The organism is Claveliimonas sp., assembly GCF_037273965.1.
GTDB classification, from domain to species: Bacteria; Bacillota; Clostridia; order Lachnospirales; family Lachnospiraceae; genus Claveliimonas; species Claveliimonas bilis.
The window spans coordinates 1-13,941 of sequence record NZ_JAYAZJ010000023.1 but is presented as its reverse complement, the minus strand read 5'-3'; the positions used below and the strand labels follow the sequence as shown (position 1 = coordinate 13,941).

Genomic DNA, 13,941 nt, shown 5'->3' with positions numbered 1-13,941 from the left:
AGTTTTTATGTACGCCGACCGGAGTGAGCAAGGGATTTATGACGCCGGAGTATATCTGTAAGGTGGATGCCAAGGGGAATATACTCGAAGCAAATGGAGAGTTCAGGCCTTCTTCTGAAATAAAAATGCATATGAGAGTTTATGAGGAGAGGGAAGATGTAAAAGCGGTGGTACACGCCCATCCCATGTATGCCACTACATTTGCGGTATGCGGTATGCCTCTGACCAGGCCGATCATGCCGGAGGCGGTGCTGGGACTTGGAGAAGTGCCTCTTGCAAAATACGGAACGCCGTCCACTATGGAAATTCCGGACGCTGTATCGGAGTATCTTCCTTATTATGACGCAGTGCTTTTGGAAAATCATGGAGCATTGACCTATGGCGACAGCCTTCTTGGCGCGTATCACAAAATGGAATCCCTGGAGTTTTATGCAAGGCTCCTTTATCAGTCTATGATGCTGGGAGGTCCCAAGGTGCTGGATAAGGAGCAGGTAAAGAGACTTTACGGAATGCGTAAAGACTATGGGCTGACAGGCAGACATCCGGCGGATTGGATGGAACTGGATTGACCTGCAGGCGGAAAAGCCAAAGCAAAACGAAAATAAAGATCAAAGTGAAGAGGAAAGAAATGCTTGCAATAGAGAGAAGAAACGACATACTGGAAAGACTTCAGGAAGAAAAAAGAGTTGTAGTCAGCGAGCTGAGCGCTGCATATAACGTGTCGGAGGAAACGATACGCCGTGATCTGGAAAAGCTGGAAAACGACGGACTTGTTGTGAAAAGTTACGGAGGAGCCGTTCTTAAGGAACAAAGCTTTTTTGATCTTCCATTTAATATCAGAAAAAAGCAGAGGGTGGCAGAGAAGCAAAAAATCGCAAGACTGATCGCTGATATGGTAAGAGACGGGGAAGCCCTGATGCTGGATGCCAGCTCTACAGACGTATACATTGCCCGAGCGCTGAAAGAGAAGAAAAAACTGACAGTAATCACAAATTCCGTGGAGGTGATCGTAGAGCTTTTTGATGTCCCGGAGTGGACCGTGATCTCCACAGGGGGTGTTTCCAGAGAGAAATCCTTTGCCCTTGTAGGTCCGCGTACCGATGAGGTGCTCTCTTCCTACCATGTAGACAAAGCGATCATTTCATGTAAGGGAGTGGATCTGGAAAACGGTGTTACCGATTCAGATGAACAGGATGCCAGCAGTAAACGCATGATGCTTTACGCTGCAAAAGAGCGGATTTTAGCTGCCGATCACAGTAAGTTTGGCAATACCGCTTTTACGAAAGTGGCAGAGTGGGCTGACATCACTAAATTTGTAACAGATCAGAAGCCGGAAGAGAAATGGCTTCAGAAATTAAAAGAGCACCGGATAGACTGTGTCTTTCCAAAATAAATAATAAAAGAGAAAAGGAGAAAAAAACAATGCCATTAGTAACATCTGAAAAAATGCTGACAGACGCCAGAGAGGGCGGATATGCCGTTGGGGCATTCAATGTAGAAAACATGGAGATGGTAAAAGCAGTGATCGCAGCAGCGGAGGAAGTGAAAGCGCCGGTTATGCTGCAGACCACTCCTTCAACTGTAAAATACGGTACACTGGAAACCTATTTTGCAATGGTGTCGGCGGAAGCGAAAAAAGCCTCCGTTCCGGTCTGCCTCCATTTGGATCACGGCAGCAGTTTTGAGCTGGCTGTACAGGCCATCAAGGCAGGATATACTTCTGTTATGATCGATGGCTCCCATGAAGATTTTGAACACAATGTAGAGTTGACCAAAAAGGTCGTAGATGTAGCGAAGGCCTGCGGCATTCCGGTAGAGGCAGAGCTTGGAAAAGTAGGCGGAAAAGAAGACGACCTGGAGGCGGAAGAGGACGGAAATACAGATCCCCAGGAAGCAAAAGAATTTGTAGATCGCACCGGGGTTTCTTCTCTTGCAATTGCGATCGGAACAGCTCATGGATTCTATGCGGGAACCCCTGTACTGGATAAAGAGCGGGTATCGGAAGTAAAAGAACTGGTGTCTGTACCTCTGGTCCTTCACGGTGCTTCCGGCCTTAGTGATGAGGATGTAAAAGAATGTGTCAGAAGAGGAATGTGTAAAGTTAATTTTGCAACAGAACTGCGTGTGGCTTATACAGAGGCAGGAAAGAAACTTCTTCAGGAAAAACCGGAGACATTTGATCCGAAAAAGCTTGGTATAGCCGGCATGGAAGCAGTAAAGGAACTGGTAAAAGAACGCATGTGCGTATGCGGTTGCAACGGCAAAGCATAAAGAGAAAGAATGAGTGGTGCTATGGGACAGTATTTATTAGGAATTGATATCGGAACAAGCGCCTGCAAGATCGCCGTATTTGATGAGGAAGGACAGGTAAAAGCAAGTGCAAGCGGAGCATATCAGGTCTATTATCCTCATGCCGGATGGGCGGAACAAAATCCTGACGAGTGGTGGCAGGCGGTGTCTTTGGCTATTAAAGCGGCCCTGGAAAAAGGGAAGATCCGTCCGTCAGAAATCGCCGGAATCGGAATCGACGGACAGAGTTGGTCGGCTATTCCGATTGACAGAGAAGGAAACGTTCTGACCAATACTCCGATCTGGATGGATACAAGGGCAGCTGACATCTGTGAGAGAGTAGGAAGGCAGGTGGGAGAGGAACGTATTTTTGAAGTGTGCGGCAATCCATTTAAGCCCTCTTACACGACTCCCAAAATTCTCTGGTACAAAGAGAATCTTCCGGAAGTATATAAACATACCTACAAAGTGCTTCAGTCCAACAGCTATATAGGTTTTCGCCTGACAGGAAAAGTCAGCCAGGAGCTGACGCAAGGGTATGGACTTCACTGTTTCCGGATGAGAACCGGGGAGTGGGACATGGATATGTGCAAGGAGCTGGGAGTGGATCCTTCCTTCCTGCCGGATATCTATGCCAGCCATGATATTATTGGGACAGTGACGGAAAAGGCGGCAGCAGAATGCGGCCTGACAGCAGGAATCCCCGTTGTGGCGGGGGCGCTGGATGCCGCCTGCGGAACGCTGGGAGCAGGAGTGATCCACCCGGGAGAGACACAGGAGCAGGGCGGTCAGGCAGGAGGCATGAGCATCTGCATGGATACATACAAGGCGGATGAAAGGCTGATCTTAAGCTACCATGCAGCGCCGAATCAGTGGATCCTCCAGGGAGGAACCGTCGGCGGAGGCGGTGTTATGCGCTGGATGGAACAGGAGTTTGCAGATTACGAAAGGCTGATCGGAAAAGAGATCGGAAAGAGTTCGCTCCAGATTTTTAATGAAATCGCAGAAAAGGTCCCGGCAGGAAGTGACGGAATGGTCTTTCTTCCGTATATGTCAGGTGAGAGATCGCCAATCTGGGATCCCCATGCAAAAGGCGTCTTTTACGGACTGGATTTCAGTAAGACAAAAGGGCATTTCGTAAGGGCAGCCATGGAGGGAGTTGCATTTTCCCTGCGCCATAATCTGGAGGCGGCCGAAGAAGCAGGCGCCGTGGTCAGTGAGCTTCGGGCTATGGGCGGTTCCGCAAATTCTCTTCTGTGGACACAGATCAAGGCTGATGTAACGGGCAAGGAAATCATTGTGCCGTCCTCTGATACTGCGACGACACTGGGAGCCGTTATCCTGGCAGGTGTGGGAGTCGGCATGTATAAAGACTTTGAGGAGGCAGTGAAAAAGACAGTTGTTATTAAACGGCGTCATACGCCAAATCCGGAAGTGCGGGAAGCTTATGACAAGAACTATAAGCTTTACCTGGAATTATATGAAGATTTAAAAGAAACAATGAAAAGAAAGGGAGAGGAATAAGATGAAAGCAGCTGTTGTATGTGCAAATGAAGATGTACGTTATATGGATTATGAGGAACCGCAGGTTACGCCGGGGACAGTGAAGATCAAGGTAAAGGCTTCCGGCATATGCGGATCGGATATTCCCCGTGTACTCCATAATGGTGTGCATTTTTATCCCATTGTTCTGGGACACGAGTTTTCAGGAGATGTGGTGGAAGTAGGAGAAGGAGTGACAAAAGTAAAAGTAGGCGACAGAGTTTCCGGAGCGCCCCTTCTTCCCTGTATGAAATGTGACGACTGCCAGAACGGAAACTTCTCTCTCTGCAAGCATTACAGTTTCATCGGTTCCAGGCAGCAGGGGAGCAATGCAGACTATGTTGTGATTCCGGAACAGAATGCAGTTGTATTTGACAAATCCATTCCCTATGAGCAGGGTGCCATGTTTGAGCCGTCTACGGTTGCCCTTCACGGCGTTATCCAGAACGATTATAAAGGCGGAGAATATGTGGCAATCTTGGGAGGCGGAACCATCGGAATGTTTACGATGCAGTGGACGAAAATATTCGGTTCCAAAAAAGTAGTAGTTTTTGATATCAGCGATGAGAGGCTGGAGCTTGCAAAACGCCTTGGCGCTGACGATGTCATTAATACAACGGAAGAGAACTTCATGGAAAAAGCGATGGCAATTACAGGTGGAAAAGGATATGGATTTGTCTTCGAGACGGCAGGTCAGGAACCTACTTTGAAAATGGCTTTTGAGGTTGCGGCAAACAAAGCCAATGTCTGCTGTATCGGGACACCCCATAAGGAGATTACCTTTACGCCGGCGTTGTGGGAAAAAATGAACCGAAAAGAATTTCATCTGACAGGTTCATGGATGTCCTACAGCGCACCTTTCCCGGGAAGAGAATGGGAACTTACCGCACATTATTTTGCAACAGGACAGTTAAAATTTGACCCCGGATTTATCTACAAAAAAATGCCCATGAGTCAGGCCCAGGAGGCATTTCAGATGTACAAGACTCCGGGACTTGTGCAGGGAAAGATTCTGCTGATGAACGAAGAGTAGGAGGAAGCCATGATTCTGACAGTTACGCTGAATGCGGCGATTGATAAACGGTATGTAGTAGAAGAATTTCGTATCGGAGAGGTAAACCGGATGAAGGAATGCGCCTACACTCCGGGAGGAAAAGGGCTGAATGTGTCCAAACCGGCGGCTATTGCCGGGGCGGAAGTAGTGGCGACCGGATTTGTAGGCGGTCATGCGGGACAATACATTGAGGAGTCCCTGAAAGATTTCCGCATTAAGAGCGCTTTTTATCATCTGGCAGCAGAAAGCCGCTCCTGCATTAATATCTGGGATGAAAAAAATAAAGTGCAGACAGAATTTCTGGAGCCGGGCTTCACAGTGAAAGAGGAAGAGTTCTGGGGATTTGTGGAGAAATTCGCGCAGCTTGTAAAGGAAGCAGATGTGGTGGCAATGTCAGGCAGCGTGCCCCGCGGTCTGGATGAAAAGGCTTATCCGATTCTGGTGGAAACGGTGAAAAAGGCAGGAAAAAAAGTCATTCTTGACACCAGCGGAAAGCTACTGGAAGAAGGAATAAAAGCCTGCCCGACTATGATCAAGCCCAATATTGATGAGATTCGTATGTTGACAAATAAACCGTGTCATGATATACAGGAGATAATCCAGGCCGCAAAAGAAATCCATGAAAGAGGCATTGAAGTTGTTGTGGTTTCACTGGGAAGTGATGGATCTTTGTGTGTATGCAACGACGGCGTGTACCGGGCTGTTGTGCCGAAGATCAACGCGGTGAACACGGTGGGCTGCGGCGACTCTATGATCGCAGGATTTGCCCTTGGTCTTGAGGCGGGACAGACGCCTGTAGAGGCTCTTAGGAAGGCAAGCGCCATCTCAGCGGCAGCGGCTATGAGAGAAGAAACCGGATTTTTTGTAAAGGAAGACATGGAGACAATTTATCCGCAGATTACAATAGAAAAGATCGGATAACATCAGGAAGGATACAAAGAGGGAACGGCATGATTAAAGGCGTAATATTCGATATGGACGGAACGATGTTTGACACGGAACGTCTTTCGGCGATCAGTTGGAAAAAGGCAGGAGAGAAGCTTCATCTTGATATACAGGATGAGCTGATCGATAAGATTCAGGGAAGAAATCCCGCAGCGATCCGAAAAGTTTTTATGGAGAGATTCGGAGAAGATCTGGATTATGACGGAGCCCGCAGAGTGAAGCACGAATTTTTTGAGGAAATGACAAAAGAGGGAATCCCTGTAAAAAAAGGATTGAAGGAACTGCTGGAATACCTGAAAGAAAGCGGGATTCCGGCAGTGGTGGCGACTTCCACGGAGCGTATACGGGCAGAGGCGTTTATAAAGCGGGCAGGCGTCTATGAGTATTTTACAGACTGTGTCTATGGCGATCTGATCCAGGCCAGCAAACCGGCGCCGGACATTTTTCTGGAAGCTGCTGCAAAGATCGGACAGCATCCAGGAGACTGTGTTGTTCTTGAGGACAGTTCGGTAGGGCTGCAGGCCGCTATGGCAGCAGGCTGCTACGCCATCTATATTCCGGATGTTGCGAAAGTGCCGGATGAAATTCAAAGAAAAGCAGACGCAAAGCTTGCTGATCTTTCACAGGTAATCGGCTGGATCAAAGAGAAGGAGAAAAGATAAGACATACATGCAGATTGAGAATTTGACTTTATTTCATGGCCTGTCTGAAGAGGAAACGAAACGGAGTATGATCTGCTCCAGTGCAAAGATAGAGACGTATGAGCAGGATGCTTACATCTTCAGACAGGAGGATCAGCCTTCCAGACTGTATTTTATTTTGTCCGGAACCGTACTGCTGGGACAGATCAATGCCCTGGGCAGGCAAAATTTCATAGAATATCTTGGCGAAGGGCAGGGGTTTGGAGAGATCGACCTCTTTCTGGAACATGATATTTATGACTATTTTGCCTTTGCAAAGACAGAGGTAAAACTTTTAAGCGTATCCAGACATTTTTTTTATGGAACTTGTGTAAAGAACTGTGCGCATCACAGCAGAATTATTTTCAACATGCTTCGGATATTTGCAGGGGAAGCAGATAAGAATCTAAGAAAAATATATCTTCTGACAAGCGGAAATCTGCGTCAGAGGATTGCCGGCTATCTTCTGGAGGAAAGCCAGGGGAAAGCTGAAGTTGTGACTCCAATGAAAAGAGAGGAGCTTGCCGTTTATCTGAATACGACAAGACCCTCTCTTTCCAGGGAGTTATCCTGGATGCAGGAGAACGGCATTATTGAACGAAACGGCCGCCAGAGCATCCGCATCCTTTCTTTTGAAATGCTCCAGAATATACTGGAAGGGGAGGAGTAGAGATTACTCCTCCTCTGCAAATACTTCTTTTCCCATACCGCAGATCGGGCATACCCAGTCTTCCGGAAGATCTTCAAATGCGGTTCCAGGTGCAATTCCGTTGTCCGGATCGCCTACTTCAGGGTCATATACATATCCACATGGTTCACAAACATATTTTTTCATTTTGTTTCCTCCTTTAGCAGCGTATGATACGCTGGTTATTTATCACATACTTTATTATAAATTATTCTGCAGATTTTTTCCACAGTCCGTGCAAATTGCAGTATTCATATGCTGCAATAAACTCATCTCCCTCGGCAAGAACAAAGGATGCAGACGGAGCTTCTCCGGGATGAAGTGTGCGGAACTGTCCGCCTAATCTGGTTTCAATGTAAATTCCTGCAATATAGTGTTCTTCCAGCATAGGATGAGGAACGGAACCAACAGTAACCTCTACTTTGTTTCCCTCGATTGCCACGCACGGTACATGCTTTTCCGTTGCGGCATCTGTGGAATTGGCGTTGAGTTTGCTAAGATCCGGTGCTCCTTCCTGACCGGCAAAAGCAATAAAGTTTTGAAAAATGTTATTTGTGTTTTTGTCTTTATAAAATTCAGCCATGATAAACCCTCCTTTTGTGTCACGTCTGACTTTTTGATTTCATTTACTTGTCTATATTCTAGTACAGTAAAATCCAGATTTCCGTAACAAATGTTACCAAAAAGTATTTTTCCTGAAAAATTACCGTAATATACGTAATATACTTAAATAAAGAAAAAAGAGAACAGGATTGCCTGTATTTCTACTTATAAATCAATGCTGCACTTGAAATATGTTCTCATTTGTGACAAAATGTTTTCATGAGCGAAAAAGCATAAAAAGAAAAGTGTAAGAATAGGAGTGGTAAAAATGACAAAAATAGATATCATATCAGGCTTTTTGGGAGCAGGGAAGACGACGCTGATCCAGAAACTTCTCAAAGAGGCGTTTGCAGGAGAGCAGGTGGTGCTGATCGAAAATGAATTTGGAGAGATCGGTATTGACGGAGGCTTTCTGAAAGAGGCGGGAATTGAGATCCGGGAAATGAACTCCGGATGCATCTGCTGTTCTCTGGTGGGGGATTTCGGCGCTTCTTTAAGAGAAGTGATCGACACATATCATCCGGATCGCATTCTGATCGAACCATCCGGCGTAGGAAAGCTGTCCGATGTGAAGCGGGCGGTAGAAGGAGTAAAGGAAGATGCAGACATTGTGCTCAACAGCGCCACCACAGTTGTCGATGTAAAGAAGTGTAAGATGTATCTGAAAAACTTTGGAGAATTTTACACTAATCAGGTAGAGTCTGCAGGAGCGATCATCCTGAGCCGTACGGATATTGCCGATGACGCAAAGGTGGAGCAGACGGTAGAGATGTTGAGAGAGCTGAACAGCGAAGCTCCGATCATCACGACGCCGGCGGAGAAGATAGATGGAAAGAAGCTGTTTGAAATTATGGAGAAACACGCGCCCTCCCTGGAAAAAGAAATGCTGGAGGAAAGCGTGTGCGAAGTGTGCGGCGGTCACCATGGCCCGGGACATCACCATGAGCACGACCATGACCACCATCACGATCACGAGCATCGTCACGACCATGAACACGAATGCGGCCACGAGCATCACCACGGCCATGAATGCAGCCATGATCACCATCATGACCACGACCATGGACATCATCACCACCACCATGCGGATGAGGTCTTCGGAAGCTGGGGCATGGAGACTGTGAAAAAGTTCAATGAAAATGAACTGAAGGTGAAATTGGAAGCCCTTGGAAGCGAAGAGACATATGGAATGGTTTTAAGAGCCAAAGGAATGGTCGAAGGCGACCGGGGAGAATGGATCTATTTTGATATGGTACCCGGTGAAATCGAGATCCGCCATGGACAGCCGGATTATACCGGAAGAATCTGTGTGATCGGCTCTGGTCTTAAGGAAGAAGCTCTTGGCGAGCTGTTCCGTATGTAAAAACGAAGAAAGAAAAGTGCAGGTGACAAAAAATGCAGATGGTAGATAATGCCAGAGTAGTTGTATATCTGATGACAGGTTTTCTGGAAAGCGGGAAAACACAGTTTTTAAGATACACTCTGGGACAGGAATATTTTGAGATTGACGGAAACACGGTTCTGATCCTGTGTGAAGAGGGAGAGGAAGAATACGGAGAGGATCTGCTGAAGCGATCCCGTACCACTTTGCTGACTGTAGATGATCCGGAGGACATTACCCTGGAATGGCTGGAAGAAGTCGAGCGGAAGTATAAGCCGGAGAGAGTGATCTTTGAATGCAACGGTATGTATCCGGTGAGCAAAATGGAAGCACTGGAAGTTCCTAAGGGATGGGGACTTGTGCAGAAGCTGACGATGGTAGATGCCTCTACTTTCGGTACTTATATTGCTAATATGAAGCCTCTTTTTATGGATATGGTAAGAAATGCAGAGCTGGTTATGTTTAACCGCTGCACAAAAGATATGCCTCTTGCTTCCTATCGGAGAAGTGTAAAGGTAGTGAACCAGAGCGCCCAGATTATTTTTGAAGATGAGGAAGGCGAGATCGACAACATCTTTGAGGATTCCATGCCCTATGATCTGGATGCTCCGGTCGTGCAGATTGACGATATGGATTACGGAATCTGGTATGTGGATATGATGGATCACCCGGAACGCTATCTGAATAAAACCGTGGAATATAAGGCGAAAGTCCTGAAACCAAGAGGATTTGGGGCAAAAGAATTTGTAGCAGGGCGAATGGCAATGACCTGCTGCGCAGACGACATGACTTTTCTCGGTTATATCTGCAGGAGCGCCTACGCGCCTAAACTTTCGCCCGGACAGTGGGTGAAGGTAAAAGGGACAGTAGGTTATGAGTATACGAAAGCTTACCGCCGGAAGGGGCCTGTTATCAAAGCGGAATTTGTAGAGGCGTCCGAGGCTCCGGAAGATGAAATGGTATATTTTAACTAAACCGGAAAGGAAGGAAAAAGATTGCATACAATACCTGATATCAATACAGTAATTGGGATTCTGATCCCCTTTGCCGGGACAACGCTGGGAGCAGCCTGTGTGTTCTTAATGAGGGATACCATTCGGCCCCTTGTGCAGAAAGGTCTGCTGGGATTTGCATCCGGCGTTATGGTAGCGGCTTCGGTATGGTCCCTTCTGATCCCGGCGATGGAAATGACAGAACATATGGGAAAACTGGCCTTCCTCCCGGCGGCAGTGGGATTTATATGCGGGATGGGATTTCTGCTGCTTCTGGATAAAGTGGTCCCCCATCAGCATATGGATCACGATGAGCCGGAAGGGCCTAAAAAAGGATGGCGCCGCTCTACCATGCTTGTTATGGCTGTGACCCTTCATAATATCCCGGAAGGGATGGCTGTCGGCGTTGTCTTTGCCGGAATGCTGGCAGAAAATACTGAGATTACGCTGATGGGGGCCTTTGCTCTGTCTCTTGGAATTGCCATACAGAATTTCCCGGAAGGGGCGATCATTTCCATGCCGCTGAAAAGCCAGGACGGCCTTGGCAGAGGCAAAGCGTTTCTCTACGGAACACTGTCAGGAGTGGTAGAACCGGCGGCAGCGCTGATCACGATACTGCTGTCTAAATTTTTTGTTCCGGTGCTTCCCTATCTTCTTGCTTTTGCGGCAGGCGCCATGCTCTATGTGGTGGTGGAAGAACTGATCCCGGAGGCAAATGAGGGAGAACACAGCAATATTGGAACCATCGGCTTTGCAGCCGGATTTGTACTGATGATGATACTGGACGTGGCGCTTGGATAGTGCTTGAGGTAAAGAAGGGAAAAAGGAGAAAGACCGCAGAAATGCGGCTTTTTCTTTTTTCCATTTTCTTGAGTTGCAGGTGAAAATCAGTTAAAATAAAGTGTAGAAAGCAGAGAGATATGTTAGGAGAAGTCTGCACCAAATGACTGGAGGATAAAGGGAATGAAGTTATGGAAAGATTTGTTTCGTACACAGATATTGGCACGAGGACTGAATTATTATGAAGAAGGTTATGTTATTTCTCTGGAACAGACTTCGACAGGATATAAAGCAGTAGTAGAAGGAACAGATGATTATGATGTAGAGATAGAGATTCGTGATGAGCAAGTTTATGATATGACATGTACATGTCCATATGCAGCAGAAGGGAATTATTGCCGGAATCCCAATAGATGAATTGCAGGAAATTGTATTTTCACAGGCATTTTCTGATGATTTTCTATATAACAAGATTATGACAAAATATGCGCCGATAACTCCGCAGCATATGATTAGACTGAAACAGCAGGTGCATGATATCGGCTATCGCTATTCGGACAGAGGAGGATTTGTAGACTACTATCGTGCGACAGATTATACAGATGCGCTGAATAGCCTCCTGGATGAAAATATTCCGCTACTACTGGAGAGAAATTGCAGAATGGAAGCATTTGAACTAGTGAATTGTGTTTTTTATGAGATCGGGAATCGAGATATAGATGATTCAGACGGAGGCACATCATTTGTAGCGGATAATTGTTACGAATATTGGCAAACAATACTGCAAGAATGCGATGATAAAGAAAAAGAAACTATGTTTCAGTGGTTTCAGCATCATCAGGAAAATTATGTCGTTGACTATTTGGAAGATTATGTTAGCGATTTTTTACTGAGTGAGTTTCATGATGAAGAACTGCTTCGGAAGAAACTTCATATGTTAGATGAAAAAATCTCTAAGTTTCAAAAAGAAAATTACAGCGGCGATTCGTATTCAGCGCATTACGGTATGGTCAGTAACATAACTGCACGGATACATTTGATGGAAGAATTGAATTATTCTGAGCAGGAAATAAGAGAGTATCGGCAGAAATATAGGAATTTTTCTGAAATTCGAAAAATGGAGATAAGGGAATATTTATCGGAAAGAAAGTATGAAGAGGCTATCGCGGTATTGAAAGAAAGTAAAATTTTGGATGCTGATAAAGCCGGATTGACAGCAGAATATAGTCAGCAATTAATTCAAATTTACGAAAAAAGAAATATGCAGAAAGAATACGCACAAGAACTTCAATATCAGGTGTTTGAATGTATGCAGCATGATCTGGAGTACATTGTGAAATTAAAAAAGCTGTATAGTGAAACAGAATGGGAGAAACAAAGAGAAAGATTTTTACAAAGTAAAACTTCTTCATGGATACGATATAAGTTTTTGATGGAGGAAGAATTATTTGAAAGACTTCTCCGGGAAATTCAGAAGAATCAGTCAGTTTATGTATTGGATCAATATGAAACAGTATTGAAAAAGCATTTGCCGGATGAAGTGAGAGATACATATGTGCAATATGTAAAAAAGGAATCAACCCGAACAGCAGATAGGAAGTCATATAAATATTTAATGGCTTATCTGAAAAAGATTACCAGATATCCGAATGGTAAAAAGATAGCACAGGATATCGCGGAAGGCTGGAAACAGGATTATAAAAGAAGACCGGCTATGATGGATGAACTCCGGAAAGCTGGATTTTAATGTATGTGGAGGAAAAATAAAGGATGAATCGATTTTCTGAAAAGGATTGGAAATTGTTTCGAAGTAAGATTGCTGATTGGCAAGAAGCTTATATGGAAAAATTGAATAGGGAATATATAAAATTATTGAGCGGAGAAGGGAATGCTTCAGAAAAATTTTGGGCATTGGAAAAGAAAATCCGTCAAGATAAGAAGGATTGCGGAGTCCAGTGTGAAATGAGTCGTTCAAATCAATTCTATATTATGTTGTCATTATTAAATGAAGGAGCAATTACATTAGAAGATTTAAGTGATTTTAGTGAGGAGCTTCAAGAAATAATGAAACATTTCTATAAATTGGGAAATAGATAAAGTGAAGAAAACAAGAAAGCATCAGATGAATTTATAAAAATGTTTGCAGATACTTACGATGTAAAGATCGTTTGCTAAGGAAAGGAGGTTTTGGATGAGCGAAAAGAAAAAGAAAATAGGTTTTACTGTTGCATGTGTAAACGAATTTGCACAACAATATAATCTTAGCATACAAGAAGCATTCCGTTACCTTTTTCAATTCAAAGGTATTGCGTTTATAAAAGAAAATTATGAAGTTGAGCATACTTTGGATTTTGGAACAATAATAGAGGATTTGGGAATATTGTGCCAGAAAAACGGAGGTGCGTTATGAGATTATACCATGGAAGCAATATTGTAATTGATAGTATAAATTTGGCAATGTGCAGACCATATAAAGATTTTGGAAGAGGATTCTATTTGACAGATATAAAAGAACAGGCAGAAAAAATGGCTGTAAGGGTGTCAAAAATCTATGGCGGCTCTCCGATTGTCAGTACTTTTGAAATACAAGATGATTTCAGGAAAATAGATGGTATCAAGGTTAAAGATTTTGGGTTAGAAACAACGGAAGAATGGGCAAAATTTGTCATGAATAATAGAAATCGTACATTTACAAATGTGAAAGATACTTTGTGCAATAAGGACAACAAATATGACATTGTTATAGGCCCTGTTGCGGATGATAATATGGCATTATTATTTCGTCAGTATGAAAATGAAATTATTGATTTTAAAACTTTATTGGCAGGAATGATATATAAGAAGACATCGTCGCAGTATTCTTTTCACACAGAAAAAAGTATAAAGTTTTTGCGAAAGGTGGGAAATTAATATGGGTAAGCAAGAACAGTCAATTGAATATATAATTCAGGATATTCTGATCCGAAGAGAACATATCAACAATATCC

18 protein-coding genes are annotated in these 13,941 nt (G+C 44.5%); 16 read left to right on the top strand and 2 right to left on the bottom strand.

Features of this window, described 5'->3' with window-relative positions; genetic code table 11:
• The 8 genes from WJ238_RS00680 to WJ238_RS00645 form a co-directional block, all read left to right on the top strand.
• On the top strand, nt 1–569 hold a 569-nt coding region (locus tag WJ238_RS00680), incomplete at its 5' end, for a class II aldolase/adducin family protein (RefSeq protein WP_337605875.1).
• A 59-nt stretch (nt 570–628) separates the two neighbouring features.
• Nucleotides 629–1,393: a DeoR/GlpR family DNA-binding transcription regulator gene (locus tag WJ238_RS00675; protein WP_337605877.1), complete on the top strand. Its 765-nt coding sequence runs from the start codon at nt 629–631 to the stop codon at nt 1,391–1,393.
• Between the two features lie 29 nt (nt 1,394–1,422).
• Nucleotides 1,423–2,271 carry a class II fructose-bisphosphate aldolase gene (locus WJ238_RS00670; protein ID WP_256194178.1) on the top strand — a complete coding sequence of 283 codons (849 nt, stop codon included), beginning with the start codon at nt 1,423–1,425 and terminating at the stop codon, nt 2,269–2,271.
• Between the two features lie 21 nt (nt 2,272–2,292).
• Complete coding sequence (gene xylB / locus WJ238_RS00665) at nt 2,293–3,813, top strand: xylulokinase (protein ID WP_337605876.1); 1,521 nt, start codon at nt 2,293–2,295, stop codon at nt 3,811–3,813.
• A gap of 1 nt (nt 3,814) precedes the next feature.
• On the top strand, nt 3,815–4,864 hold the full coding sequence (locus tag WJ238_RS00660; RefSeq protein ID WP_230107153.1) for a galactitol-1-phosphate 5-dehydrogenase: 1,050 nt from the start codon (nt 3,815–3,817) through the stop codon (nt 4,862–4,864).
• A 9-nt stretch (nt 4,865–4,873) separates the two neighbouring features.
• Nucleotides 4,874–5,806: a 1-phosphofructokinase gene (gene pfkB, locus WJ238_RS00655; RefSeq protein ID WP_337605874.1), complete on the top strand. Its 933-nt coding sequence runs from the start codon at nt 4,874–4,876 to the stop codon at nt 5,804–5,806.
• Nucleotides 5,807–5,835: 29 nt separating this feature from the next.
• Nucleotides 5,836–6,492 carry an HAD family hydrolase gene (locus tag WJ238_RS00650; RefSeq protein WP_337605873.1) on the top strand — a complete coding sequence of 219 codons (657 nt, stop codon included), beginning with the start codon at nt 5,836–5,838 and terminating at the stop codon, nt 6,490–6,492.
• 7 nt (nt 6,493–6,499) lie between these two features.
• Nucleotides 6,500–7,180, top strand: a complete 681-nt coding sequence (locus WJ238_RS00645; RefSeq protein ID WP_337605872.1) for a Crp/Fnr family transcriptional regulator — start codon at nt 6,500–6,502, stop codon at nt 7,178–7,180.
• Between the two features lie 3 nt (nt 7,181–7,183).
• On the opposite strand, the gene rd is transcribed toward WJ238_RS00645, so the two are convergent.
• Together rd and WJ238_RS00635 are read right to left on the bottom strand one after the other, a co-directional pair.
• The gene (gene rd, locus WJ238_RS00640) at nt 7,184–7,345 is read right to left on the bottom strand and encodes a rubredoxin (RefSeq protein WP_230107149.1); all 162 of its coding nucleotides are present in this window, start codon (nt 7,343–7,345) and stop codon (nt 7,184–7,186) included.
• A 61-nt stretch (nt 7,346–7,406) separates the two neighbouring features.
• Nucleotides 7,407–7,781: a desulfoferrodoxin family protein gene (locus WJ238_RS00635; RefSeq protein WP_230107148.1), complete on the bottom strand. Its 375-nt coding sequence runs from the start codon at nt 7,779–7,781 to the stop codon at nt 7,407–7,409.
• A gap of 288 nt (nt 7,782–8,069) precedes the next feature.
• Here WJ238_RS00635 and WJ238_RS00630 point away from each other — a divergent pair, with 288 nt between their 5' ends.
• From WJ238_RS00630 to WJ238_RS00595, 8 genes are all read left to right on the top strand, one after another.
• Nucleotides 8,070–9,164, top strand: coding sequence for a CobW family GTP-binding protein (locus WJ238_RS00630; protein WP_316268094.1), 1,095 nt, complete (start codon nt 8,070–8,072; stop codon nt 9,162–9,164).
• Nucleotides 9,165–9,196: 32 nt separating this feature from the next.
• Nucleotides 9,197–10,156 (top strand): TIGR03943 family putative permease subunit, encoded by a 960-nt coding sequence (locus WJ238_RS00625; protein ID WP_337605871.1) that lies wholly within the window; start codon nt 9,197–9,199, stop codon nt 10,154–10,156.
• A 39-nt stretch (nt 10,157–10,195) separates the two neighbouring features.
• Entirely contained in the window at nt 10,196–10,975 is a 780-nt protein-coding gene (locus tag WJ238_RS00620; protein WP_230107555.1) for a ZIP family metal transporter, read from the top strand.
• Nucleotides 10,976–11,137: 162 nt separating this feature from the next.
• Entirely contained in the window at nt 11,138–11,371 is a 234-nt protein-coding gene (locus WJ238_RS00615; protein ID WP_316271222.1) for an SWIM zinc finger family protein, read from the top strand.
• Nucleotides 11,331–12,701, top strand: a complete 1,371-nt coding sequence (locus WJ238_RS00610) for a hypothetical protein (RefSeq protein WP_337605870.1) — start codon at nt 11,331–11,333, stop codon at nt 12,699–12,701. Before WJ238_RS00615 ends, WJ238_RS00610 begins: the two co-directional genes overlap by 41 nt.
• A gap of 23 nt (nt 12,702–12,724) precedes the next feature.
• Nucleotides 12,725–13,051 carry a multidrug transporter gene (locus WJ238_RS00605; RefSeq protein ID WP_256194191.1) on the top strand — a complete coding sequence of 109 codons (327 nt, stop codon included), beginning with the start codon at nt 12,725–12,727 and terminating at the stop codon, nt 13,049–13,051.
• A gap of 94 nt (nt 13,052–13,145) precedes the next feature.
• Nucleotides 13,146–13,364: a DUF3791 domain-containing protein gene (locus tag WJ238_RS00600; protein WP_256194192.1), complete on the top strand. Its 219-nt coding sequence runs from the start codon at nt 13,146–13,148 to the stop codon at nt 13,362–13,364.
• On the top strand, nt 13,361–13,864 hold the full coding sequence (locus WJ238_RS00595; RefSeq protein ID WP_337605869.1) for a DUF3990 domain-containing protein: 504 nt from the start codon (nt 13,361–13,363) through the stop codon (nt 13,862–13,864). The genes WJ238_RS00600 and WJ238_RS00595 overlap by 4 nt, the downstream gene beginning before the upstream one ends.
• The last annotated feature ends 77 nt before the right edge of the window (nt 13,865–13,941 follow it).

Bases quoted from the DNA above. Each gene is read 5' to 3' on its own strand.
- WJ238_RS00675 (WP_337605877.1), top strand. From the start codon at position 629: ATGCTTGCAATAGAGAGAAGAAACGACATACTGGAAAGACTTCAGGAA.
- WJ238_RS00670 (WP_256194178.1), top strand. From the start codon at position 1,423: ATGCCATTAGTAACATCTGAAAAAATGCTGACAGACGCCAGAGAGGGC.
- xylB (WP_337605876.1), top strand. From the start codon at position 2,293: ATGGGACAGTATTTATTAGGAATTGATATCGGAACAAGCGCCTGCAAG.
- WJ238_RS00660 (WP_230107153.1), top strand. From the start codon at position 3,815: ATGAAAGCAGCTGTTGTATGTGCAAATGAAGATGTACGTTATATGGAT.
- pfkB (WP_337605874.1), top strand. From the start codon at position 4,874: ATGATTCTGACAGTTACGCTGAATGCGGCGATTGATAAACGGTATGTA.
- WJ238_RS00650 (WP_337605873.1), top strand. From the start codon at position 5,836: ATGATTAAAGGCGTAATATTCGATATGGACGGAACGATGTTTGACACG.
- WJ238_RS00645 (WP_337605872.1), top strand. From the start codon at position 6,500: ATGCAGATTGAGAATTTGACTTTATTTCATGGCCTGTCTGAAGAGGAA.
- rd (WP_230107149.1), bottom strand. From the start codon at position 7,345: ATGAAAAAATATGTTTGTGAACCATGTGGATATGTATATGACCCTGAA.
- WJ238_RS00635 (WP_230107148.1), bottom strand. From the start codon at position 7,781: ATGGCTGAATTTTATAAAGACAAAAACACAAATAACATTTTTCAAAAC.
- WJ238_RS00630 (WP_316268094.1), top strand. From the start codon at position 8,070: ATGACAAAAATAGATATCATATCAGGCTTTTTGGGAGCAGGGAAGACG.
- WJ238_RS00625 (WP_337605871.1), top strand. From the start codon at position 9,197: ATGCAGATGGTAGATAATGCCAGAGTAGTTGTATATCTGATGACAGGT.
- WJ238_RS00615 (WP_316271222.1), top strand. From the start codon at position 11,138: ATGAAGTTATGGAAAGATTTGTTTCGTACACAGATATTGGCACGAGGA.
- WJ238_RS00610 (WP_337605870.1), top strand. From the start codon at position 11,331: ATGCAGCAGAAGGGAATTATTGCCGGAATCCCAATAGATGAATTGCAG.
- WJ238_RS00605 (WP_256194191.1), top strand. From the start codon at position 12,725: ATGAATCGATTTTCTGAAAAGGATTGGAAATTGTTTCGAAGTAAGATT.
- WJ238_RS00600 (WP_256194192.1), top strand. From the start codon at position 13,146: ATGAGCGAAAAGAAAAAGAAAATAGGTTTTACTGTTGCATGTGTAAAC.
- WJ238_RS00595 (WP_337605869.1), top strand. From the start codon at position 13,361: ATGAGATTATACCATGGAAGCAATATTGTAATTGATAGTATAAATTTG.